Annotated in this window: 22 protein-coding genes and 1 pseudogene; 9 read left to right on the top strand and 14 right to left on the bottom strand. The window is 35.3% G+C overall.

Features of this window, described 5'->3' with window-relative positions:
* Positions 1-82 precede the first annotated feature (82 nt).
* Positions 83-1804, top strand: a complete 1722-nt coding sequence (locus tag C8D70_RS00460; protein WP_110366028.1) for an amidohydrolase — start codon at positions 83-85, stop codon at positions 1802-1804.
* Positions 1805-1888: 84 nt separating this feature from the next.
* On the opposite strand, the gene C8D70_RS00455 is transcribed toward C8D70_RS00460, so the two are convergent.
* The 11 genes from C8D70_RS00455 to C8D70_RS20980 form a co-directional block, all read right to left on the bottom strand.
* The gene (locus C8D70_RS00455) at positions 1889-2500 is read right to left on the bottom strand and encodes an inorganic pyrophosphatase (protein ID WP_110366027.1); all 612 of its coding nucleotides are present in this window, start codon (positions 2498-2500) and stop codon (positions 1889-1891) included.
* 18 nt (positions 2501-2518) lie between these two features.
* Positions 2519-3031 carry a hypothetical protein gene (locus tag C8D70_RS00450; protein ID WP_076597718.1) on the bottom strand — a complete coding sequence of 171 codons (513 nt, stop codon included), beginning with the start codon at positions 3029-3031 and terminating at the stop codon, positions 2519-2521.
* 24 nt (positions 3032-3055) lie between these two features.
* The gene (locus tag C8D70_RS00445; protein WP_110366026.1) at positions 3056-4231 is read right to left on the bottom strand and encodes a hypothetical protein; all 1176 of its coding nucleotides are present in this window, start codon (positions 4229-4231) and stop codon (positions 3056-3058) included.
* 83 nt (positions 4232-4314) lie between these two features.
* Positions 4315-5247 carry a phytanoyl-CoA dioxygenase family protein gene (locus tag C8D70_RS00440; RefSeq protein ID WP_110366025.1) on the bottom strand — a complete coding sequence of 311 codons (933 nt, stop codon included), beginning with the start codon at positions 5245-5247 and terminating at the stop codon, positions 4315-4317.
* Positions 5248-5320: 73 nt separating this feature from the next.
* On the bottom strand, positions 5321-6235 hold the full coding sequence (locus C8D70_RS00435) for a hypothetical protein (protein WP_083688926.1): 915 nt from the start codon (positions 6233-6235) through the stop codon (positions 5321-5323).
* Positions 6232-6909, bottom strand: coding sequence for a RadC family protein (gene radC / locus C8D70_RS00430; RefSeq protein WP_076597722.1), 678 nt, complete (start codon positions 6907-6909; stop codon positions 6232-6234). The genes C8D70_RS00435 and radC overlap by 4 nt, the downstream gene beginning before the upstream one ends.
* 28 nt (positions 6910-6937) lie before the next feature.
* A complete protein-coding gene (locus tag C8D70_RS00425; RefSeq protein WP_110366024.1) occupies positions 6938-7516 on the bottom strand; it encodes a murein L,D-transpeptidase catalytic domain-containing protein in 579 nt (192 codons plus the stop codon).
* Between the two features lie 16 nt (positions 7517-7532).
* Positions 7533-8201, bottom strand: a complete 669-nt coding sequence (locus C8D70_RS00420) for an ABC transporter ATP-binding protein (protein WP_076597724.1) — start codon at positions 8199-8201, stop codon at positions 7533-7535.
* Positions 8202-8515: 314 nt separating this feature from the next.
* Positions 8516-10108 (bottom strand): pyruvate dehydrogenase complex dihydrolipoamide acetyltransferase, encoded by a 1593-nt coding sequence (locus tag C8D70_RS00415; RefSeq protein WP_110366023.1) that lies wholly within the window; start codon positions 10106-10108, stop codon positions 8516-8518.
* Positions 10109-10216: 108 nt separating this feature from the next.
* Positions 10217-11218: a pyruvate dehydrogenase (acetyl-transferring) E1 component subunit alpha gene (gene pdhA, locus C8D70_RS00410; protein WP_034696713.1), complete on the bottom strand. Its 1002-nt coding sequence runs from the start codon at positions 11216-11218 to the stop codon at positions 10217-10219.
* 427 nt (positions 11219-11645) lie between these two features.
* Positions 11646-11786: a hypothetical protein gene (locus C8D70_RS20980; RefSeq protein WP_228407948.1), complete on the bottom strand. Its 141-nt coding sequence runs from the start codon at positions 11784-11786 to the stop codon at positions 11646-11648.
* 378 nt (positions 11787-12164) lie between these two features.
* Here C8D70_RS20980 and C8D70_RS00400 point away from each other — a divergent pair, with 378 nt between their 5' ends.
* The 3 genes from C8D70_RS00400 to C8D70_RS00390 are packed head-to-tail and all read left to right on the top strand — an operon-like array spanning position 12165 to position 15076.
* Complete coding sequence (locus C8D70_RS00400; protein WP_110366022.1) at positions 12165-12767, top strand: phosphatase PAP2 family protein; 603 nt, start codon at positions 12165-12167, stop codon at positions 12765-12767.
* An 8-nt stretch (positions 12768-12775) separates the two neighbouring features.
* Complete coding sequence (locus C8D70_RS00395; protein ID WP_076597727.1) at positions 12776-13267, top strand: BlaI/MecI/CopY family transcriptional regulator; 492 nt, start codon at positions 12776-12778, stop codon at positions 13265-13267.
* 24 nt (positions 13268-13291) lie between these two features.
* The gene (locus C8D70_RS00390) at positions 13292-15076 is read left to right on the top strand and encodes a DUF4153 domain-containing protein (RefSeq protein WP_110366021.1); all 1785 of its coding nucleotides are present in this window, start codon (positions 13292-13294) and stop codon (positions 15074-15076) included.
* 62 nt (positions 15077-15138) lie between these two features.
* On the opposite strand, the gene C8D70_RS00385 is transcribed toward C8D70_RS00390, so the two are convergent.
* Complete coding sequence (locus C8D70_RS00385) at positions 15139-15891, bottom strand: hypothetical protein (protein WP_076594522.1); 753 nt, start codon at positions 15889-15891, stop codon at positions 15139-15141.
* Between the two features lie 137 nt (positions 15892-16028).
* A complete protein-coding gene (locus C8D70_RS00380; protein ID WP_076594521.1) occupies positions 16029-16379 on the bottom strand; it encodes an RNA recognition motif domain-containing protein in 351 nt (116 codons plus the stop codon).
* 390 nt (positions 16380-16769) lie between these two features.
* Between C8D70_RS00380 and C8D70_RS21285 the strand changes: the two are divergent.
* From C8D70_RS21285 to C8D70_RS00365, 4 genes and pseudogenes are all read left to right on the top strand, one after another.
* A pseudogene (locus tag C8D70_RS21285) lies at positions 16770-17059 on the top strand (DUF6157 family protein); the annotation flags it as partial.
* Between the two features lie 193 nt (positions 17060-17252).
* A complete protein-coding gene (locus C8D70_RS00375) occupies positions 17253-17648 on the top strand; it encodes an acyl-CoA thioesterase (protein ID WP_076594520.1) in 396 nt (131 codons plus the stop codon).
* On the top strand, positions 17645-18205 hold the full coding sequence (locus C8D70_RS00370) for a helix-turn-helix domain-containing protein (RefSeq protein ID WP_110366020.1): 561 nt from the start codon (positions 17645-17647) through the stop codon (positions 18203-18205). The genes C8D70_RS00375 and C8D70_RS00370 overlap by 4 nt, the downstream gene beginning before the upstream one ends.
* 194 nt (positions 18206-18399) lie before the next feature.
* Positions 18400-21240 carry a heavy metal translocating P-type ATPase gene (locus tag C8D70_RS00365; RefSeq protein WP_110366019.1) on the top strand — a complete coding sequence of 947 codons (2841 nt, stop codon included), beginning with the start codon at positions 18400-18402 and terminating at the stop codon, positions 21238-21240.
* Between the two features lie 242 nt (positions 21241-21482).
* On the opposite strand, the gene C8D70_RS00360 is transcribed toward C8D70_RS00365, so the two are convergent.
* Complete coding sequence (locus C8D70_RS00360) at positions 21483-22307, bottom strand: hypothetical protein (protein WP_110366018.1); 825 nt, start codon at positions 22305-22307, stop codon at positions 21483-21485.
* A gap of 269 nt (positions 22308-22576) precedes the next feature.
* On the opposite strand from C8D70_RS00360, the gene C8D70_RS00355 reads away from it, so the two are divergent.
* Positions 22577-23446 carry a polysaccharide deacetylase family protein gene (locus C8D70_RS00355; protein ID WP_076594517.1) on the top strand — a complete coding sequence of 290 codons (870 nt, stop codon included), beginning with the start codon at positions 22577-22579 and terminating at the stop codon, positions 23444-23446.
* Positions 23447-23488: the final 42 nt, after the last annotated feature.

Genomic DNA, 23488 nt, shown 5'->3' with positions numbered 1-23488 from the left:
AAACACATAATAAAATTCACTAATAATAATCTATTATTTTGTAAATTTGTTTCTCACCATGATTTGAATTAATTATTTATTTATGAAAAAGATACTATATACTCTTCTTTTATCTGCAGGCATAAGCAGCTGTCATAATAAGATACCTCATGAAAAAGCTGAGATACTCTATTTTGGAGGTCCTATTATTACAATGGAAGATTCTTCTCCCCAGGTTGAAGCTGTAGCCGTTAAAGATGGTAAAATACTTTTTGCCGGAACAAAATCGGATGCAGAGCGTTTTTCAGAGCCAGGCACCAAAATGATTAATCTCAATGGAAAAACCCTTCTCCCGGGGTTTATAGATGTTCATGGACATCTTACTTCAAGAGCCGGGATGATGGATGCTGTAGACCTATCTCCGGAACCTTATGGCACAGTGAATTCAATTAAAGATTTACAGACTACGATTAAGAAATTCATTAAAGACAATACAAGTACAGATCAACAGCCGGTTATCGGAAATGGGTATGATGATGCGATTATGGCGGAACACCGTCATCCTACCAAAACGGAACTGGATGACATTAGCAAAACCAATCCTATTATTGTTATTCATGCCTCAGGTCATGCCAGTGTAGCAAACAGTGCAATGCTGCAACTTCTGGGAATAACAGATGCATCAAAAGATCCTGAAGGAGGACACATCGGCAGGGATAAAAAGACAGGAAAACTGAATGGAAAATTAGAAGAGAATGCGAGTTTCACCGCTTTATTGACCTTAATGGAAAAAATGAATAAAGGCAAAGATACTCATGCTCATGCCATAAAAAATCTGATGAAAGCCCAGGATGAATGGCTCAGCTACGGACAGACTACTATTTGTGATGGGAGAACTATGGGAGAAAGTGTTGCTTTATTAGAAAAAGCAGCGTCCCAAAATCTTTTTAAAGCCGATATCGTTTACTTTCCCGATTATGAGTATTTCAAAAAGGATTTAAGCCGTTTCAAACCGAAGTATATGAAATATGAAAATCACTTGAAACTGGCAGGGTTTAAATTTTCTGATGATGGTTCTCCACAAGGTAAAACGGCGTGGCTTACCCAGCCTTATTTAGTGCCACCTGAAGGCCAGTCTAAAGATTACAAAGGATTTCCCATCTTCACGGATGAAATTTTATATAACGATCTGAAAATACTTTTTCAAAATCATATCACCGCACAGCTTCATGTGAACGGAGATGCCGCAATTGATCAGGCTATACGCGTTATTGAAAGATTAAAAGATGAAAATATTTACAAACCGGAATTGCGTGCAACATTAATTCATGTACAAAACAGCCGCCCCGATCATATTCAAAAGATAAAAGAATTGGGAGTAATTCCTTCTTACTTTTCTACTCATGCGTATTTATGGGGAGACTGGCATTATTCAAGTGTTTTTGGCCCTGAAAGAGCTGCTTTTATAAGTCCGGCCAACTCAGCATTAAAAACAGGAATTACGTTTACCATTCATCATGATGCCCCGGTTACACCACCAGACCTGATTACTGCTGTATACGCAGCAGTGAATAGAAAGACGCGTTCAGGAATGATTTTAGGATCCAATGAAAGGATCACTCCCATAGAAGCTTTAAAAGCAATTACCATTAATGGAGCATATCAATTGCAGGAAGAAGACAGAAAAGGTTCTATTAAAGCAGGTAAAATAGCTGACTTTGTTATTCTGGATCAGAATCCTTTAACGATAAGTCCTGAAAATCTCAGAAACATTAAGGTTCTTGAAACTATAAAAGAAGGAAATTCAGTATACAAAAGAAACTAATTCTGTTGATATATCACAAAATATTCACAAAGAAAAAGCAGATGAAAATTCATCTGCTTTTTTGTATGCATTGGGAAGACAATCTTATCCTCCGAATTTTTCTGCGTAATCAGCCTGAGAAGCTTTGATCACTTTTCTTGCATGCTCAGCTCCGTAAACTTCCTGGATTCTGCATTTTGCAGGCTCATCCGGTAAGTTTTTATACGTCAGGAAGTAGTGCATTAATCTTCTCACTTCAGCTTCTGGTAATTCAGCAATATCTCTGAAATGTCCGAAAGCGTGGTCATTGATCATTACTGCAACAATTTTATCATCTGCTTCACCTCCGTCTATCATTTTGAAACCACCAATTGGAATAGCTTCCATCAATAAACCTCCTGCGTGGATATTGTGAGAACTTAAAACACAGATATCAAGCGGGTCATGATCTCCCATTGTTACATCATCAGCTCCGGCCTCTATAGCAAGTTTCATAACTTCATTGTGGCAGTAAGTTCTTGGAACAAAACCATATAAAGCAGGGATAATGTTAGAAAATTTCTGCGGCCTGTCTACCTTCAAATATCCTGTTTCTTTATCTACTTCATATTTAATAGTATCTGAAGGAACAATTTCCACAAATACGTTTACAACATTTGGCGCATCTTCTCCTGCAGAAATTCCGTGCCATGGATGTGCTTTAAAATTTGGAATCATTATTTATCTGTTATTTTTTTAAGTTATTATTAAAATTTCTTTTCTTAAATCTTCAATAGTTTCAGCAATATAATCGTTGCTTTCCATATAGTTCATGATGAAAATCGTTTTGAACTCATCCAGCTGAACATCTCCTTTCAATCCGTCATACGTTTTATGAAGCAGTTCTATAATGGCATTCTTTGAGTCTACAATGTTCTTCCATGAGTTTTTTGTGATGTATAACTGCTGTGAAGAGTTATACTCAAATTCTTCATTGATTGCCTTTTCCGTAAGGAAAATAAATTCATGAACAGCCAGTTCTCTGTCAAATCTCTGTATAAGGTTTGACGGTTTCATTCTATCCAGAAATAGTGTCATTCTTTCATAAGAATGTGCTTTGTTCTCTGAGTTTGATTTCACAGTGAGTAGTTTGATTTCCTGGTTCTTAAGAGTAATGTATGAATGTACAAATTGTCTGAGCAAAACCAGAAAAGGAATTGCAATAATCAATGCAAATGCATAGGGTAAATATCCTGAGAGACTCGTCATAATTTTAGACTGCAAAATTACTAATTATTTTCCGTCTTCTAAAGAGTTTTTAAAGATATCCACTTTAGAAATTTGTATATACACCAATGCAAGGATAATTAAAAGATAAAAGCCAAGCATCATCCTGTTTACCAGAGACGGAAAAACCAAAAATCTCAACATAACAGTTCCATAAATAATCGCAAAAAACAAGATCTGGGCCTGGCTTTTTTTATTATAAAATGAAAAACGATCAGCCAAAATAATCACGATAAAAATCAATAAGACTGGAAAATAGGAAGAGTTGAATTCCAACATTATATTGCCTTTAATAAAGTGAATATAATCTGCAAAGGAAAACGGATCAGGCTGTGAAACAGGATAGATCTGAACTTTGGTAAACTGATTCATAAAAAGTGCAGACCATGAAACCTGATTAAAAAACTGTATTAAAAAGAAGGAAAGAAACAGATAGCCATATGATATCAATAATGGAGCTGTTTTAACCTGAAGTCTGTTTCTGTAAAAATAAATAAGAGCATACATGAATGAATAAAGAATGAAATATTCCGGTCTTGTGAATACACACAGCATGGCCAATATGCCTGCGAAAAAGAAATTTTTTCTTATTAAAAATACATAAAAGCTCAGAAGAAGCAACAGACATGATAAAGAATCTGCTGAAACATGTCGGGCCGACTCTGGCAAAGGCTTGAACAGTGAAATTAAAACAGTAAGGATGAAGGCAAGAGGATAATTTCTAAGAATTTTTATCAAAAAGCTGAAAATCAGAATCAGAATCAATACATAAGAGATAACTGAAATCAGGGATATAGAGGCAGAAGCACTGAAACCCATTTTAAAGAATGACCAGCTGATAAAGTTATAAAAGGGTTTCACCACAAAAAGCTGCAGCTCTTCTTCATAAGCTTTAGGATTTTGCGAGATAATTTTATAATAAGTACTTTCGCCTTCTGCTACTTCTTTCACCATCGGATCTACAGGACCTAATCCTGCAAAATCGGGATTCTTTTCCCTCAGCTCTTCATAAACCTTCTGATGAATTTCTTCAATTTTCATTTCAGGATATTCCGTTTTATAGATCAGTCCCATATAGGCTTCCATATCAGTGTTGTAATAATGGTGGGTATACAGGTAGTATGACATGGCGCATACATACATTGAAAATATAAAAACAAGAATATTCTTCTTTTTTTCCATACACTGATATTAAAAATACAAATGTAAAAAAACTATCCTGTAAATGTGCTTATGGAAAGTTTTTATAAAGAAGGTTCTTCCCATTAAAGTTCAAAAAGAGCGGGTCTTTGTGTTACTTCATGATAGCAAACACTATTTTCATCGAAGAAGTGGTATACAAGACTTTTTCTCGTTCTGTTTTTATCTGTGTGAGGTTCTCCACCATGAAGAATATTGGCATGCCAGATTAATAAATCCCCTTTTTTGGCTTTAAAAATTTCTTTTTTTAATCCTAATTCTTTTACTTTTTCCTCAAGAAAGGTTTCATACGCTCTGTAGCTTTTCTTTCCTATTTTCAGGGCTGTGCCTTCATTATCGTAATCAGAATTCAGGAAGTAAGGAAGTTTGTGGCTTTTAGGAATATAATGAAGCGCTCCGTTACTCTCATCTACATCTTCCAGAGCTATCCATACTCCCAATAATCCACCTAACGGATAAGTAGTCATGTGAATACTGTCAGAATGGGTTTTCTGCTGACTTCCGTTAATGAAATTGATACTTTGGAAAAGTTTGGATTTTCCATCCAGCAGAACAGATAAAAAGTCTAACAGTTCTTTATCACTTCCAATATTTTTAATGATTTCTGAATGATGAATCGCAAACATCAGTTTTCCTCCGTAAATAAATTTCAAAGTCCCGTCCTCCATCAGTTTATCAATTTCAGTATTGATTTGATCCGCCGTTTCCGGAGTGAGGAAATTTCTCAGAATCATATAACCATTCTCATCGTACTGAAGAGCACTTTCTTTATTCTCTTCAGAAAGCTTCCTAAAAAAAGGAGTTTCCCTAAGTTTTGTATCATCTAGCGTTCTTTCCCTGGACGGAAGATGAGCAAAATCTTTACTCGAAATACTTGAAAAATAGTTCTTTTTGATTCCATATTTTTTATACAATGGAATATTGTGCTTTAATTTGTCCCTTTTAAACAAGTTATAAAGCATGTATGATAATTTGTACTGACGAATCTTTTGTAACATAACTGTTTTACTAAGTATTTTATAAAGTTACGGAATATTACTTAATTAGAACCAATCTAAACAATGCTTTTCATCATAAAAAAGGCTTTCCTCTCAACATAAGATATCCTAACTTTTTGAAAAGATTTTTTTTTGAATTCTCAATAATTCCGTAAGGTCTTAATTCGGGACGGAATCCTCGGAAAAACTCTTCAATGTTTGGCAGATCTCCTCCTTCAAAATCAAAAATATGAGTTTCAATATTTTCTTTAATAACATGATCAATCAATACAGATGCTCCTGATAATTTCACATAATCTTTATCATTGAAATTCCCTAAAAGCGCTACCATATTGCCGTCCGAATAAGTGGCAATCACATTAACAATCTTATGCTTATAGTAAAAAGCTGTAAATTTCAGGTAACTTAGCTTATAAAAATTTTCAAAAATCCTCATGAATTCAAAAAGATCATGGTCTTTGTTCATTCCTATCGTATTGGATTCAATAAAAGCTTTTGCTTTTTCATAAGAAATCGTTTTGATTTCGGATTCTTTTAAAACAACTTCATCTAACCGAAGTTTTCGCTTTCTTTTGGGCGAATATCTCGAATATACTTTCTCATAAGCCTCAGGATATAACAAAAAGTTCTTCTTGATTCTGATCTTTGTACGAAGCTGATTGACATCGTTAAAAGAATATGCCCTGATCATATAATTTTTTTCCAGATATTCTAAAAAAGCCTCATTAAGATCCACATTATCTTTGGCGGAAAAAACACCAAGCTGCTGACAAAGCTTAGGATTGTGTACAATTTTCATCCCGTATTTCCTTACAAAAGGGACAGGCATTACTGCTTCGTAATCTTTATAAACAAGAATTTCCCAGGGCATTGTAGAAGTAGTATCTAAAAAATGTTTTGCAGCAGAATATTTTCTCTGTTCGGAATTTTCTAAACATTGAGCATATTTTGCAAAATCAATTTCATGGTATTTCAATCTTCTAATCATAATAATCCTGCGTCCGAGAAACTAAAATAAGAATCCTGCGTGACAATAATATGGTCTAAAAGCTGAATACTTAATGTATTTCCAGCTTCTTTTATTTTCTGTGTGATATTAATATCTTCCCTGCTTGGCTTTAAACTCCCGGAAGGATGATTGTGGGCAATTATAATGCCTGTTGAAAAATGATCCAATGCGCCTTTGTAAAGGGTTCTTACATCCACAATAGACTGGCTGATACCTCCCTGTGTGAGTTGGGAAACATGAATCACTTTATTACTGTTATTAAGGAAAATTGCCCAGAATTCTTCTGTTCTCAGATCAGAAAGCTGGTTTCTAAGAACTGCATAAGCATCATGGCTATTCCCAATGATTGTTTTTTCCGGAATTTCCTGCAAAGCCCTTCTTTTTCCGATTTCTAAAGCAGAAATAATTGAAATGGCTTTTGATTCTCCGATGCCTTTAAATTTCATCAGATCTTTGGCAGAAAGTAAGCTTAATTCATGCCAGCTATTATTGACAGAAGTTAAAATTTTTCTTGCCAATTCCAAAGCATCTTCCTCCCTATTCCCACTTCCCATAATAATTGCCAGGAGTTCAGAATCAGAAAGTGAGCTTTTGCCCTTCTGCAAAAACTTTTCTCTCGGTCTGTCATCTTCGGCTAGGAGTTTTATGGCCATGGAAAAAATTATAGATGAATAGTATCAATTAATAGAAAACATATAAAATGACAGGTTTTGTAGAACTATCAATATATTTTGCTGTTTCTTTAAGTGCATTTACTGAAAGCATCGGACATCCCAAACTGAGACATGCGGGAGCCCGGGATTCTACATCCGGAATACATCCGTAAGAATGAAGAACTATTGCTCTTTGCATGGCATTGCTATTGGTAGCATCCAGCCCTGCCAGGCGGTAAGCTTTACCAAACTTTCCTACATAGCTTTCTCCAATAGCATATTTTCCAAGAGATGATTGATAAGAGCCTTCAACATTGCTGAATCTCAAAGCATCCGACTTGGGAATAACAGAACCTGAACCATGAGAAACTACAGCCTTCTGTAGAATTGTATTATTTTTCAGATTATAAATAAAATAACGATACTTTCCAGAGGGAATTTTAAAGTTGATAAAAACAGCCAATTCCTGATTGTACTCTTTTCCTTTAATATAATTTTTAATCTCCGAAATCCTTGTCTGAGGAATACCCAATGGGTTCAACTGCTGAGATTCAGCCTTTGAACAGGAAATTACAATTAAAAGAAGAAAAATAAAGTATTTCATCATCTGGTATGGTATACTGCTACTCTATAATCATTCCGTCTTTCATAACGAGCTTACGGTCTGTTATCTCTGCAAGATTCGGGTTATGTGTTACAATCACAAAAGTTTGGTTATATTTATCTCTAAGGTCAAAAAACAATCGGTGAAGATCATCTGCATTTTTAGAATCCAGGTTACCTGTAGGTTCATCTGCAAAAATGATTTTCGGTGAGTTGATTAAAGCTCTGGCTACAGCTACCCTTTGCGCCTCTCCACCTGAAAGCTGGTTGGGTTTATGGTTCAGTCTCTGTTCAATCTTCAGATCTTCAAATAAAGCATAAGCCTTTTCAAGAGCTTCTCTTTCATTGGCTCCTGCTATTTTAGTCGGAAGCAAGACATTTTCCAGCGCAGTAAACTCCGGAAGAAGCTGGTGAAACTGAAATACAAACCCTATATTCTGATTTCTGAATTTCGACAGCTGCTTATCATTCATATTAATAAATGATTCTCCCGCTATTTCAATCTCAGTATCATATTTGTTTGACTGGGTTGGATGATCCAAAGTTCCTAAAATCTGCAGCAACGTAGACTTACCTGCCCCCGATTCTCCTACGATAGAAACCACCTCGCCCATTTTGATGTGAATATCAACACCTTTCAGTACTTCTAAATTCCCATAAGATTTATGGATATTTCTTGCTTTAATCATGATTCAAAAATAGTGAATTGCCTGCAAATAAAAAACCGCTTTTTGAAGCCGTTTATATTTTATTTCAGTTTTACGGTTATTAGATTTTCTTAATCCATTTATATCAGACTTTTTCTTTAATTTTTTAATTATTTCCGGGAAATTTTTATGTAAAATTTATACAAAAAATAATGCTTTCTCTTTTCAGAATTTCACTTTTCTAAACCTGTAAGGTTTTTGAAACCTTACAGGCTTAACTAGAGATCTGTATTTTAATTTACAAAAAACAAAAAACCTCCCGATTTGGGAGGTTTTATTATCTTCACTTCAGAAAATTACAGTAACAATGTTAATGGACTTTCTAAATAGGTTCTTAATGTCTGTAAGAATTGAGCACCTGTAGCACCGTCTACTACTCTGTGATCACACGCTAATGAAAGCTTCATGGTGTTTCCAACTACAATCTGGCCATCTTTAACGATTGGCTTCTCAATAATTGCCCCTACTGAAAGAATTGCAGAGTTAGGCTGGTTGATGATACTTGTAAATGTCTCGATTCCGAACATTCCTAAGTTAGAAATAGAGAATGTAGATCCTTCCATTTCATTAGCTTTAAGACCTTTACTCTTAGCTCTTGAAGCCATATCTTTTACGGATGCAGAAATCTGAGTATACGTCATCTGATCTGTATTTTTCAATACAGGAACCACCAATCCGTCCGGAATAGCTACCGCTACACCAATGTTGATATTTCCTCTGTGGATGATCTTATCTCCTGCCCAGCTTGAATTTACCTGAGGGTGTTTTCTTAAAGCAATTGCAGTTGCTTTAATAATCATATCATTGAAAGAGATCTTAGTGTCAGGTAAAGAATTGATTTCTTTTCTTGCTTCAATTGCTTTATCCATATTGATCTCCACCATCAGATAATAGTGAGGTGCAGAGAATTTACTTTCAGAAAGACGTTTTGCAATAATATTTCTTACCTGTGAGTTTGGAGTCTCCGTATCTTCACCCTGTACAAAGCTTACTGCAACAGGAGCAGCAGTTGCCGCAGGAGCTGAAGCAGCCGGTTTTGCAGCTGGCTGATAATTTTCAATATCTTTTTTAACGATTCTTCCGTTTTCACCAGATCCCTGAACAATGTTGATATCAACGCCTTTATCCTGAGCCATTTTCTTAGCCAGTGGAGAGATTGCTACTCTGTCAGAAGATGAAGAGTTCGCAACCGGAGCCGCTTTTTCTTCTGTTTTAGCTTCTGTTTTTTGTTCAGCTGGTTTTTCAGTGGACTGACCGGCAGCTTTTGGAGCTCCTACAGCGGAAACATCTGTTCCTGCAGGGCCAATGATTGCTAATACGGAATCCACCGGAGCAGCCCCTCCTTCTTCTACACCCTGCTTCAATAATACTCCATTGAATTCAGATTCGAAATCCTGTACCGCTTTATCTGTTTCGATCTCAGCAAGAAGATCTCCTTCTTTTACTGTATCACCTACGTTTTTGTGCCATTTAGCTACCTTACCTTCTGTCATTGTATCAGAAAGTCTTGGCATGGTAATAATTTCTACTCCTGCCGGAACTTCTGCAGCAGGTTCAGCAGTTTCTGCTTTAGGCTGTTCTTCTGATTTTTTTTCTTCAGTTCCAGCACTGGGAGCAGCAGCTCCACCTGTTAATCCTGAAATATCTTCTCCTTCATTCCCGATAATAGCTAAAACGGAGTCTACAGCAGCAGCAGCTCCTTCTTCTACACCTACGTATAAAAGGGTACCTTCTATTTCAGATTCGAAATCCTGAACTGCTTTATCAGTTTCAATTTCAGCTAAAATATCTCCTTCTTTTACTTTATCTCCTACTTTTTTATGCCATTTTGCCACCTTACCTTCCGTCATCGTGTCAGACAGGCGGGGCATCGTAATTACTTCTGCCATAATTTATTTTAATTTGAAAATTTAGCAATCTGAAAATTTGAAAATTAAAAAAGGACATCATCTATCACATTTTCAAATTCTCAAATTGTCAAATTAACTCATTATCTTTTAGTTTTCTAATTTGTCTAGGAATGGATAGTCTTCCTGAGCATATACATACTCATAGATTTTTTCTGCATCCGGATACGGAGAGTTTTCCATAAATTCGATACACTCTTCAACAAAGTCTCTGGACTTGTTATCCATCACTTCCAATTCTGCTTCTGTAGCCCATCCGTTTTCTAAAATTCTATGTTTTATCAATTCGATTGGGTCATCATTTTTATGAAGAGCTACTTCTTCTTTAGATCTGTATGGCTCAGCATCAGACATAGAGTGTCCTCTGTAACGGTAAGTTCTTGCTTCAATGAAAGTAGGTCCGTCTCCTCTTCTTGCTCTTTCAATAGCTTCGTAGGCAGCTTCCGCTACTTTTTCAGGATCCATTGCATCTACAGCAAGGCAAGGCATTTCGTATCCTAATCCTAATTTATAGATATCTTCGTGGTTGGCAGTTCTTTTTACAGAAGTTCCCATTGCATATTGGTTGTTTTCCACAACAAATACCACAGGAAGTTTCCAGTTCATTGCCATATTGAAAGTTTCGTGTAAAGAACCTTGTCTTGCAGCACCATCTCCAAAGAAACAGATATTTACTGCTTTTCTGTCGAAATATTTATCTGCAAAAGCAATACCTGCACCTAATGGAATTTGTCCTCCAACGATACCATGCCCTCCGTAAAAACGGTGCTCTTTACTGAAAATGTGCATAGATCCACCCATACCTCCGGAAGTTCCGGTAGCTTTACCACAAAGTTCAGCCATGATTCTTTTAGGGTCTACTCCCATAGCCATTGGATGGATGTGACATCTGTAAGCAGTAATCATACTATCCTTTGTAAGATCCATTGCATGTGTAAAGCCGGCAGGGATAGCTTCCTGACCGTTATACAAATGTAAAAATCCTCTGATCTTTTGTTTTAGGTAAAGAGAACGGCATTTGTCTTCAAACCTTCTCCACATTGTCATATCTTCATACCACTTCAGGTATACCTCTTTAGAAAATTCTTTCATGTGTTAGCTCTTGCTTTTTTATGATGAAATAGTTGAGCAAAATTATGAAAAAAACTTTGTTTTTATTCTATACATACATAACTTTTCGATTTTTCTGTAAAATCTATTTGCGGGCTGTATGGATTATTCTTAATTTCCGACCCCTTGGAAGGGTGAAAAAGCAGCATTTTATTCTTTGCCTTCCTCCCGCGATCTACGAGGTATCAGCCTATCCATAAGGCTTTGCCGAAATAACAGTTGATTCGGAGATATTTGAATTCATTACATTTTGTTCTTCTATTTCACTCCTCTTTAATTATTGTTAATATATATTTTGGTTATTTCAACAGCTTCTTTTCCGGAGAAAACCTGTAAGTTTCAGGATTCTGTCTTCAATTTCATTGACGAAATCACCATATTGCTGTGCAGTTCGGGCTTTAATTTCCTTTCATTCTTTATCTGCCATAAATCCTTCCCATGAAATTGTCATTGCATGTTCATCTTTCCATTCAAGCAGGCAGACAAATTCTGTCTTTTCCTGAAACTCCGATTCCCGGATCGCTACAATCGTAAATCCATATTTCTTCATTATTCTCAACGCATGATCCCTGAAGCGGTCATGGAATATCTGTTTGTTTTCCTTCGGAATTTCATATATTCTTAAATTGATGGATAGGTTGTAGCGTAGAAATATTTTCCTTGGAATCTTTTTGACCCAAAGTAAAGTATCCTAAGATTAACATTGATAAAGTGAACAGATGTTTCATGATAATGATGATTAAAACAGATCAATTAAAATTAAACATTTACTTCAAAATTTAATATTAATTTAAAAAAATGAAAAAAGTCTAACTCACTAAAACCTACTGATAATGAATTATTTTCTGAATTCACCCATCCATTTCAACCGCCTTTTCCTCCTTGTTTTTTGAGGTTATAATGGTATATTTGATTTTTAAACTAAATTATGGAAGAAAAGCAGTCTTCATTCTTACACAACATTTCAAAAGTCATTTCTGATTTTTTTAATCCTTTAGTTTCTCTGATTATTTTTTTTGTATACATGAGCCTCAGGGAATATTCTCTGAAAGATTCTATTCTTTATTTTCTGCCTGTATTATTAATGATTATCATTCCTGTAGTTATATGGCTGGTATGGAATGTAAAAACGGGAAGATATACCAATATGGATGTTTCCAACCGTGTCCAAAGGAAGACCTTATATATATTTATTGCAGTCTGTGTGATCGCCTACCTTCTTTTTAATTACATCAGAAACGGATATATTGATCTTGTCATGCTGTTTATTTTAGTCCTTCTTTTCGCACTTCAGATCAGCAATCTTTTTATCAAAAGCTCGATGCATACTGCCTTCAATGTATTTGTGGCAGCACTCTTTTTCTCCCTGGAATGGAAAATGGGTCTGGTGTGGCTGGGAATCGCTATTTTGGTTGGAGTCACTCGTGTTATATTAAAAAGACATACCGTAAAAGAAGTATTTATGGGGGCTGGAATAGCTTTTCTGGTATCTTTTATCTATCTTTATTGCAATATTCAATTTCAACATTAGAATACTTTATGAAAATAAATCATCTTACTGCCGCAGAAGAAAACTTTATGAAGCTGTTTTGGAAAATGGAATCTTTCTATCTGAAGGATGTTATGGAGCAGCATACTGAACCGAAACCACATCAGAATACGGTTTCCACTTATTTGAAAATATTAGTTGAAAAAGGCTATCTATCTACTGTAAAAGAAGGAAGAATCTTTAAATACAGCGTGCTTGTTCCTTTAGAAGAGTATAAAAAATTTCTGTTAAAAGAGCTTTCCCATAACTTTTTTAATAATTCCGGGAAGGAAATTCTGGAGCTTTTATTAAGCGAAAAATTAATCTCCCAGGAAGATATGAAGGGTTATTTTGATCTTAAAATCGAAATAAAGCCGGCCAAGATTGAAGAACCTAAGTTTGAGTTTGCTGAAGAAATCTTAAGTCCGAAAAAAGAGAAGAAAACCAAGGGAAAGGAAAAAGAAAAAGACAGGGACAAAAAGAAAAAAAAGAAAAAAGATTAATCCCAATCCTAAAAACACCAAATCATGAAAACAAAATTCCAGGAAACTCTAAACCGGGCCAATGAAGTCATTTTCCGATATCCTATGGTTTTGGTAATGGCTTTATTAGCTTCTGTTGCCGTCATCTGCATTGTGGAAACCGAACGCAGTGAAATTACTTCTTATATTAAATTCATCATTTGTTCCTGTCTTGGAATTTCTCTGATGTTTGCATTAAAAATGTTGTCCCAGAGAATCGGGAAAGAGTTACTGCTGCAGGTATCCGGTATAATTTTCCTTATAGTTTTTTATTGTATTCTCCCCGATAAAAAAAACAATTTTACAGAAGTTTATGCTTATACCATCGCTGTTACTGCCCTTCTATCCCACTTACTGGTATCATTTGTTCCTTTTCTGGAGAAAGACAGGGAACTCAGATTCTGGCAGTACAACAAAAATCTTTTTATCAATATCTTTCTCACCGCCATATTTACAGGAGTTCTGACTGGCGGTGTGGAATTAGCAATCTTAGCGGTTGATAAACTTTTTGACTTTAACTTCCACGACAGAATTTACAGAGATACCTTCTTTGTTCTCGCTATTTTTGGAAGCAGTTTTATTTTCCTTTTATTTAATGACAAAGGCTTAAATAACCTTGAGAAAGATGGTACCTATCCTGTTGTTTTGAAGTTTTTCACTCAGTTTATTCTAATTCCATTACTCCTTATCTATGTAACGATTCTTTATTTCTATTCTGTTAAAATACTGATCAACTGGCAGCTTCCCAGAGGCTGGGTTTCTTACCTTGTTTTAGCTTACAGCATTGTTGGCATTCTTGCATTACTTCTGGTTCATCCGTTGAAAGAAGAAAATGCAAAATCTTGGGTGAGAATATTCTCAAAAGCATTTTATTACACAATTGCTCCTTTGATCATTCTGCTTTTCACTGCTATTTTTACCAGAATTTTAGAGTATGGTTATACAGAACCAAGGTATTTCGTTCTCCTTCTTGCTTTATGGCTGTTAATCATTGTTGTTTATTTTATTTTCAACAAAAAAGCTACGATAAAGTTCATCCCTGTCAGCTTATTTTTATTTGGAACTTTTGCATTAATTTTCCCTTACCTTAATGCATTCAGTGTAGCTAAGAGAAGTCAGAAAACAGAATTAATGAATATTTTAAACCAGTATCAGCTAATGAGTGCCGGCAAGATTAACTTTCAGCAAAAAGTTACAGATACCGTCCGTAATGAAATTGCTGATAAATTTGAGTTTCTGGCCGAAAGAAAGCAAAGTAAATTTCTATCATCGCTGCTAAATGAAAAAGATCAGGCTGAATTAGATGATAATATTAAAAACGGCACATTTTATAATATCAATTATAATATTCAGAACAAATTTTCGGAGGTAGATGTCACTGTAAAAAACAGAGCATATGAAATGAACAGACTCGTTCTTGTTCGTGAAGAACAGGCCGTAGAACTCGGGAATTATCAATATTTGATTTCTTTCCATAGGTATAGCAGAGAGACCCAAAAACTAAATAATGACCAGTTTGAACTGACAGACGAACTGACAGAAAAATCCTCATTGAAACTCAATTTAAATTCTCAGGAAGAAATAGATTTCGGACCACAGATTATCAAGCTATTTGAGAAAAATAAAGACAAAACCGGAACCGTAAAAGTGCCGGAAATAGCAATGGAATCTGATGTAGGCAAATATCATGTCAAAATTATTTTCAGTGAAATTACGCGGGAGAAATACTCGGATAATGACACTGCCAGTATATATTACGAAAATGTTTATATTCTTATAAAATTAAAATAAGCATTATAACAAAAAGAGACTACCGTTCGGATAGTCTCTTTTATTTTTATCTGAATAGATTCTTATCTATTAGTTCCTGAACTCCACAATGGAGAATAATCACTATAAATCACTAAGTTTCCGTCATTTTGTACAGAAAGCTTATTGGCTCCTCTGCGAGAAGTATTTGAACTCCATACCGCCTTATTATAAGAATCATAAACAACCAGGTTTCCATCTGCCTGAAATTCAGCTCTGCTTCCTTTATTATCTGTTCCGGATGCCCAGATAGCATCACCATTATCATAGGATAAAACCAGATTTCCGTCGTTCTGGAAAGTCAAATAATAGCTGCCATTAGGAGAAAACACTTTTCCTCCTTTACGGAATTTGTACCCGGTACTGATATTTCCGTTTCCACGGCCAAAACCATTATCTCTTCCACTGTTTTTCAAATCACTTTTTGACGCCCATAACGGATTGGAACCATTATAAATAACAAGGTTTCCATCGTCCTGAATCGTTAATCTTTCAGCTCTTCTTCCGTTAGTATTAGAGCTAAAAGCCACACCATTTCCCGGAGTATAAACCACTAAGTTCCCATCATCCTGAAAAACAGCTCTCACTCCCTTGTTATTTGTACCTGTATCCCACATTGCAACTCCGGCTCTGTTATATAAAACCAGGTTACCATCATTCTGGAAAGTCAGATAGTATCGGTTATTACTTGCCCAGTATTTTCTGTTTTGCTCTATATTCTGTCCTGGATAAATGTTTTGTGCATTGATTAATAATCCACCAAACACCATCATTAATGCTAATAAATGTTTTTTCATTATAATTACTTTTTGATTGATTGATAATTTCTAAAATTATGCCAAAACATCATTATATTCCAACCCCGATTATAATTAAATGATTTACTGGAAATTAAATTCCATAAAAAAAGCGGCTTAAAAGCCGCTTCATATTTTTACCAACGATTTCCGCCTCCGCCACGGTTGTTACCATAGCCTCCGCCTCTATTGTTGTTGTTACCATAACCTCCACCTCTGTTGTTATCAAAGCTTCTTCTTGGCTTTTCTTCTCTTGGCTTAGCTTCAGATACATTTAGAGCTTTTCCGTTGAATTCTTTCTGGTTAAGAGATTCAATAGCTTGCTTTCCTTCTTCATCACCCATTTCTACGAAACCGAAACCTCTGGAACGACCAGTTTCTCTGTCTGTAACGATTTTAGCTGATGATACATCCCCAAATTCTGCGAATAGATCGTGCAACTCATACTCTTTAGTTGCGTAATTGATGTTTGAAACAAAAATGTTCATTTTAAATAAATTAAAAAATTAATAAAAATTTGGTATATAAAAGAAAAACAACATAAATTAATGAACAAATATTGATTCCAAATATAAACGTATGCAAGATACAATTAAAAATTTCAAATCAAAGCTTTTTTTAAACATTTCTTACATTATGTTTAATCTAAAAATAAAACAAGCACATAAATCAAATTCAAACACTTGAAAATCAAGTGCTTAAATAAAAACATATTTAATCATAAAGTTAGTTAAAGATTTAAAAACAAATGCCAATACTGAGCACTCAAAATCAAGTTACTAGATACATATCATTCTATTTATCAACTTCCTTGCCCCACCATTCTACTTAACATTTAAAATGCTAAAACAAAAATATAACCATACACCACCAATTATACTAACACACTCATTGAAATTGCCGAAGACTGCTCTGTTTTCCAGGCACAGGTTCATCCTGAAAAGAAAGAAAAAACACTCGCCAATCTACCATATGAGAAACTTATAAAAGTTCCTATCAATATTCATCCGATCATCTAATTTTTAAATGCTATGCTATTAAAAATGAAATTTCAGACAACGAAAAAGAGAATGAAAGACAAAAGTTCTTTTCTAAGGGCCACCCCTGCCTCAGATGTTCTCCTTTAGCGAAAAAGTATGGATTGGTATTCCATCATAATCCGGAATGAAAAGTAGCGATGATTGCCATAGAAAGTAAAGAATATCAAACACTGCTGAATGATTCTTCTATAACAAAAACGAAAGCCCGCGCTCCAAAAGAAAATGATTGAGAAAATGAATGATTCTTTTCAGATCAATAAATACTATTCTTTTGAAAAGATCAGCTTTTAACACTAAATTTGTGCTGCAAATTATTAACAGATGAACTACCATACCAGAAAATGGGTAAAGCCCGAAGATTTAAACCCCAATCATTCACTTTTCGGAGGAAGACTTCTTCAATGGATAGATGAAGAGGCTGCTCTTTATGCTATTATTCAGTTAGAAAATACCAAAGTAGTAACCAAATTTATTTCTGAAATCAACTTTGTCAGCTCAGCCAAACAAGGAGATATTATAGAGATAGGAATTGAAGCTACTCATTTCGGATCTTCTTCTATTACTTTAAGATGTGATGTAAGAAACAAAATGACTCATCAAACCATCATTACTGTAGAAAGAATTGTCATGGTGAACCTTAACGAAGAAGGCAATCCTGCTCCTCATGGCAAAACCCAGATAGAATTTGTAAAAGACAGGTTAAACAACAACCTATGAAGATCTTTATAAAAAATATGGTCTGCAACAGATGCATTGCGGCGGTAGAAACTATTTTCCGTAATGCAGAGGTAAAGACAGCGAATGTTTTACTGGGAGAAGTTGAAACAGAATCTGATGTTTCTGCTCAAACAATGCATATCATAGAAAAAGAGCTGCTTGATACAGGTTTTGAAAGGATTATGGACTCTGCTCATCAGACCGTAGAAAAAATTAAAAACCTGATTATTGTCAAAATAAGTGATCTTGATATCCCGGAAGACTTTCTGCTTTCTGAATTTTTAAGTTCAAAACTTCACAAAGATTACAGCGCTCTTTCAAAAACATTTTCACAAAACGAAAATATCACATTAGAGCAGTTTTTCATTCTTCAGAAAATTGAAAAAGTGAAGGAGCTTCTTTTATACAACGAATTCAATCTTACCGAAATTGCAGGAAAACTCGGTTATAAGAGTGTACAGCACCTTTCTTCCCAGTTCCGTAATGTGACCGGATTCACACCCACTGAATTCAAAAAGCTCAAAGAACATCATCGCAAACCGCTTGACAATCTATAAGTTTGAGTGTTTAGGAGTAAAGGAATTAAATATTCCTATTTCACTTACAAACTCTCAAACGCTCACACCCAACAACTCTCAAACCCTCTTACTCTTATACTCTCCCAATCCACCTAATTTTATAACTATTATCCTTAAATTTATAACAACCTTCGTTTTCCATTGTGGAAATTTGCAGTATAAATTTAAGAATCATGGAACAACAGTATAAAATACTCGGAATGACCTGTTCCGGCTGCCAGAAAAAGATATCAAATCAACTGAACAGTGTTGATGGTGTTAAAGCCGATGTTAATCTGGAAAACAATACAGTCACCATCACTTCCGATCATGAAGTAAAACTTTCAGTATTAAATGATGCTCTGGCAGAAATAGGAAAATACATACTTGAAGATCCTAATACTCCTAAGACAGCCTTCGCAAAACCTCAGGACCGTGTATCGCCTTCTTCAGTATATTATTGTCCAATGGAATGCGAAGGAGATAAAGTATATTTCAAACAGGGTGAAAGATGCCCTGTCTGCAAAATGTATCTGGTTCCTATTGAAGAAAAGCTGGCTAAAGATCCTAATCATAAACCAGCTTATTCATCAACCAACCTTCCTGAAAGCTTTAAAGATAGTATAGGGAAGCATTATTGTCCAATGTTTTGCGAAGGCGACAAAGTATATGATGAGAAAGGAAGTTGCCCTGTTTGTCATATGGATTTAGAACCGATTACGGAAGAAATTGCCCAAAAAGCAAATTCGCACCAGCATCACTCTCATTTTCAAAGCCATAGTTATGAAACGCCTAAAGTAACTGATGAAATGGCAGGAAGATATTACTGTCCCATGTATTGTGAAGGCGACAAAACCTACGATTCCAATGTAGGATGTCCGGTTTGCGGAATGGACCTTGTAAAATATCCTGAAAAGAAAACCGCAAAATACACCTGTCCTATGCATCCGGAAGTCATTCGTGACGAACCGGGAGACTGCCCTATCTGTGGAATGGATCTCGTAAGAATGCCCGACAGCAGTGATAATGATGAAGATGAAACCTACAATATATTAAAAAGAAAATTCATTACTTCCCTGGCGTTTACTATACCGGTTTTCATTCTCTCAATGGGAGGAATGTTGATCAACTTTCCTTTCTCTCATCAGATTCAGGGATTTATTGAACTTGCTTTTACACTTCCGGTGATGTTTTATTCAGGCTGGTTCCTGTTGAAAAGAGGCTGGATTTCATTCAAAACATGGAACCTCAATATGTTCAGTCTTATTGTTCTTGGGATTGCTGCAGCATTTTTTTTCAGTATTGTTGCTCTGATATTTCCAGACATTATTCCACATGAAATACGCGGACATCATCAGGAAATTCCGTTGTACTTTGAGGCAGTCTGTGTAATTTTAACCCTTGTCATTTTAGGTCAGCTGATGGAAGCCGCAGCCCATAAAAAAACTGGAAATGCCATCAAAGAATTAATGAACCTTTCACCGGATGAAGCTAACCTTATGGTGAATGGTGAAGAAAAGAAAGTGCTGCTTTCTCAGGTAAAAATAGGAGATTTATTAAAAGTAAAACCTGGTGAAAAAATTCCTGTAGACGGAAAAATCACTGAGGGTAATTCTATTGTAGACGAAAGTATGATTACAGGAGAACCTGTTCCTGTTGAAAAAAATATAGACGATAAAGTATCTTCCGGAACCATCAACGGAAATCAGGTATTCGTTATGAAGGCAGAAAAGGTAGGCGATGAAACTCTGCTTTCCCAAATCATTAAAATGGTGAATGAAGCCAGCCGCAGTAAAGCTCCTATCCAGAAACTTACAGATAAGGTTTCAAAAGTATTTGTACCTGCAGTCATTCTTATTGCTGTGCTTACTTTTGTTTTGTGGCAATTCTTCGGTCCGGAAGGAAAAAGAACCTTATTTGCTTTTGTGAATGCGGTTGCCGTTTTAATTGTGGCTTGTCCCTGTGCACTTGGGCTGGCAACTCCCATGTCTTTAATGGTAGGAATCGGGAAAGGTGCTAAAAACGGAATCCTTATCAAAAATGCAGAAGCTCTTGAGCAGATGAATAAAGTAAATGTTTTGATTACTGATAAAACAGGAACTTTAACAGAAGGGAAACCTTCAGTAGAACATATTGAAACAGTAAACGGAGATCAGCATCAGATCTTAAAACTGGCTTTTTCTTTGAATCAGAATTCTGAACATCCGCTTTCCAATGCTGTCATAAAAAGAGCAAAAGAAGAGAATCTGACGGCTGAAAAAGTAGATCAGTTTGAAAACATATCCGGAAAAGGAGTCAAAGGAAATATCAACGGCAAGACCGCTTATCTTGGAAATGAAAGTCTATTGACCTCGCATCAGATTATAATTCCGGAGAGCTTAAAACAGAAAGCATTAGAATTTCAGTCTAAAGCCCATACGATTTCTTATATCGCACAGGATCAGCAGGTGCTGGGATTTGTAAGCTTTACAGATAAAATCAAAGAAAGCTCTAAAAAAGCCGTAAAACAGCTGATGAGTGAAGGAATAGACGTCATCATGATGACAGGAGACAATGAACATACTGCCAAAGCCGTTGCTGATGAGTTAGGAATTAAACATTTCAAAGCCAACTGTCTTCCTGAAGATAAACTGAATGAAGTAAAAAAACTGCAGCAGCAGGGTAAAATCGTAGCGATGACCGGAGACGGGATTAATGACTCTCCTGCCCTTGCACAATCTGATGTGGGAATTGCGATGGGAACAGGAACAGATGTTGCGATTGAAAGTGCTGAGATCACTTTATTAAAAGGAGATATCTTAGGTGTTGCAAAAGCTAAATTACTGAGTGAAAAGCTCCTCAAAAACATTAAAGAAAATCTGTTTTTCGCATTCATTTATAATGTTTTGGGTGTCCCGGTAGCGGCAGGATTATTGTATCCATTCTTTGGAATTCTGCTATCTCCTATGATTGCAGCTGCAGCAATGAGCTTCAGTTCATTATCTGTCATCCTGAATTCATTAAGGTTAAATTCTGTAGATCTGGATATACAATAATATCTTCTACATAATATGAATTGATGTGTCCCTTCCAGTGAAAACAGTTTCAACAGGTTTAGCCTGACAATGCTTAAAAATTCCGGCTGGTATTCGGGTTGTCACCCTGAGCCTGTAGAAGGGCTGTCAATAAGAAAACCTTTGTTAATAATCATTAATCTCGAGTATTAATTAAAAGGATAACCCAATAAATGAGTTTTGTCTTTCTGTAATAACAAAACTCATTTATATATTGATATGCATTATTTTTCCATTAAAACATCAACATTGATGGACGGTTCTCCTGAAGAATATTTTTGCCATTCTCCAAAATAATTTCTGTAGTATGTGTTTTTTGAAAAGGCAAAGATATTTCCCCCAAAATAAAGCTCTCCTTTAAAATCTTCAGAAACACGAAATGAAACAAAAAAATCTTGATCTATCCAGATATTTTTATCTGAAACATCAAGACTTAATGTATTATTTTTAATATCATCCTTGGTAAATGTAAGTTTTAAAGTTTCATTCACCTGAGACTCACCTGGAAGATCATTTATAGAATTTTGAACATCAAAGATAATTGCAACAGGCTGTTCAAAAGAAAAATAAGCTAAGCTGATATTAATATTCTTTATTTTAATTCTTTTATTATTCTTTACCTTAATAGCATATTCCCGGAATAGCCTTTCTGGCTTATCAGAATTGTACCCTCCATAAGAACGCTTTGAATTTTTAGTTCCGAAGTTTTTCGTTACATATTTTTTAGAGATAACATCGATATTGGGAATTTCAATGGATTTATTTTTAAGTAAAACAGTATGATCTGGCAAAACCAAAAAATCAGAAAGTTTCATACGGAAAGTTTCATATCCACTTATCTCTACTTTTACAACTTTACTTTTTGCTATATCCGTAATATCAAGAGTATAGTTTCCTGCATGATCGGTAATATCCCCTACATTCTCATTTTCCACTCCAATTCTTGCATCCGACACCGGGCCTTCTTTATCTGTTAAAATTCTTCCAGAAATCTTCTGAGCAGAAAATTGCCCGGCCAAAAGAACAATAATTAAATATCTAAAACTCATCAATATCAAAATAATCATGCAATATAGTAACAATATTGAAATTCCAGCATTAGTAGAAAAAAACTATCGTTTTCATATTTATAAATGTTAAATTTTACAGAAAAGCAGATCATAAATTTACAATTCATCAGGTAATGCAAACATCGTTTAAAATAAAGTTCTTAAAATAAACTTAAAAAGAAAAATACCTGCACAGCATGGCATATAATTTGTTAATTTTCAGCTGTTATTTTTAACGATTTTTAACAATTTAATACTCCATTATCTTTATGAAAAAAATTTTTGCGGGAAAGTCAAAAAATATGACTTTTCTAGGGATGGTTGCATTGATGAGTGCAACTTCGGCTTTATTAAACAGCTGTAATTTCAAGAATGAGGTGAACAATGTCCCCGTCGTCAGTTCACAGGAACATCCTTCCGCAGAAATAATCCCCAATAATATGGATGATGAAAGTGTTGATCCGGATAAAAGAGTAATCTACCTTACCTTTGATGACGGCCCCAATCAGGGAACTGAAAATCTTTTAAAAATCCTGGACAAAAGAAATGTTTGCGCCACTGCCTTTCTGGTAGGGAAACATGCTTATGGCAGTAAAAAACAGAAGGATGATCTTCTCTTGCTTAAGCAAAACCCCTTGATAGAACTGGCGAACCATAGCTTTTCCCATGCCCACAACAAATACACAGATTTTTATAAAAATGCTGATGCTGTAGTTCACGATTTTGATATCGCCAAAGACAGCCTGAAACTTACCGATAAAATAGCACGAACTCCCGGAAGAAATATCTGGAGGCTCAACAATATTAATGTAACAGATATTAAAAGTTCTACTGTGGCAGCAGATGGTCTTAAAAAAGCCGGTTATAAAGTAATTGGCTGGGATCTTGAATGGAGGCCTTCTCAAAAAATGACTTTAAAAGGAAGTCATGAGGCCATGATCAAGAAAGTAGACAGCATTTTCCTGAACGATCTTGAGAAAACATCCAGACACCTGGTATTCCTTACTCACGATCAGTATCTGAGAGATGCGGATTCTATCAATGAGCTGGACATGTTTATTGAAAAACTGCAGAAGAGCAACAGGTTTGTCTTCAGAAAAATCTCTCAGTATCCAAAGATCAATGAGGTTCTGAATTAATTTTACTGTAAAAGTACCGTGTAAAATGTATTCATCACTGGC

This window comes from Chryseobacterium sp. CBTAP 102, assembly GCF_003201365.1.
Classification (GTDB): Bacteria; Bacteroidota; Bacteroidia; order Flavobacteriales; family Weeksellaceae; genus Chryseobacterium; species Chryseobacterium candidae.
Note: the sequence above shows the minus strand (reverse complement) of the source record. Positions and strands in the feature narration are given on the sequence as shown.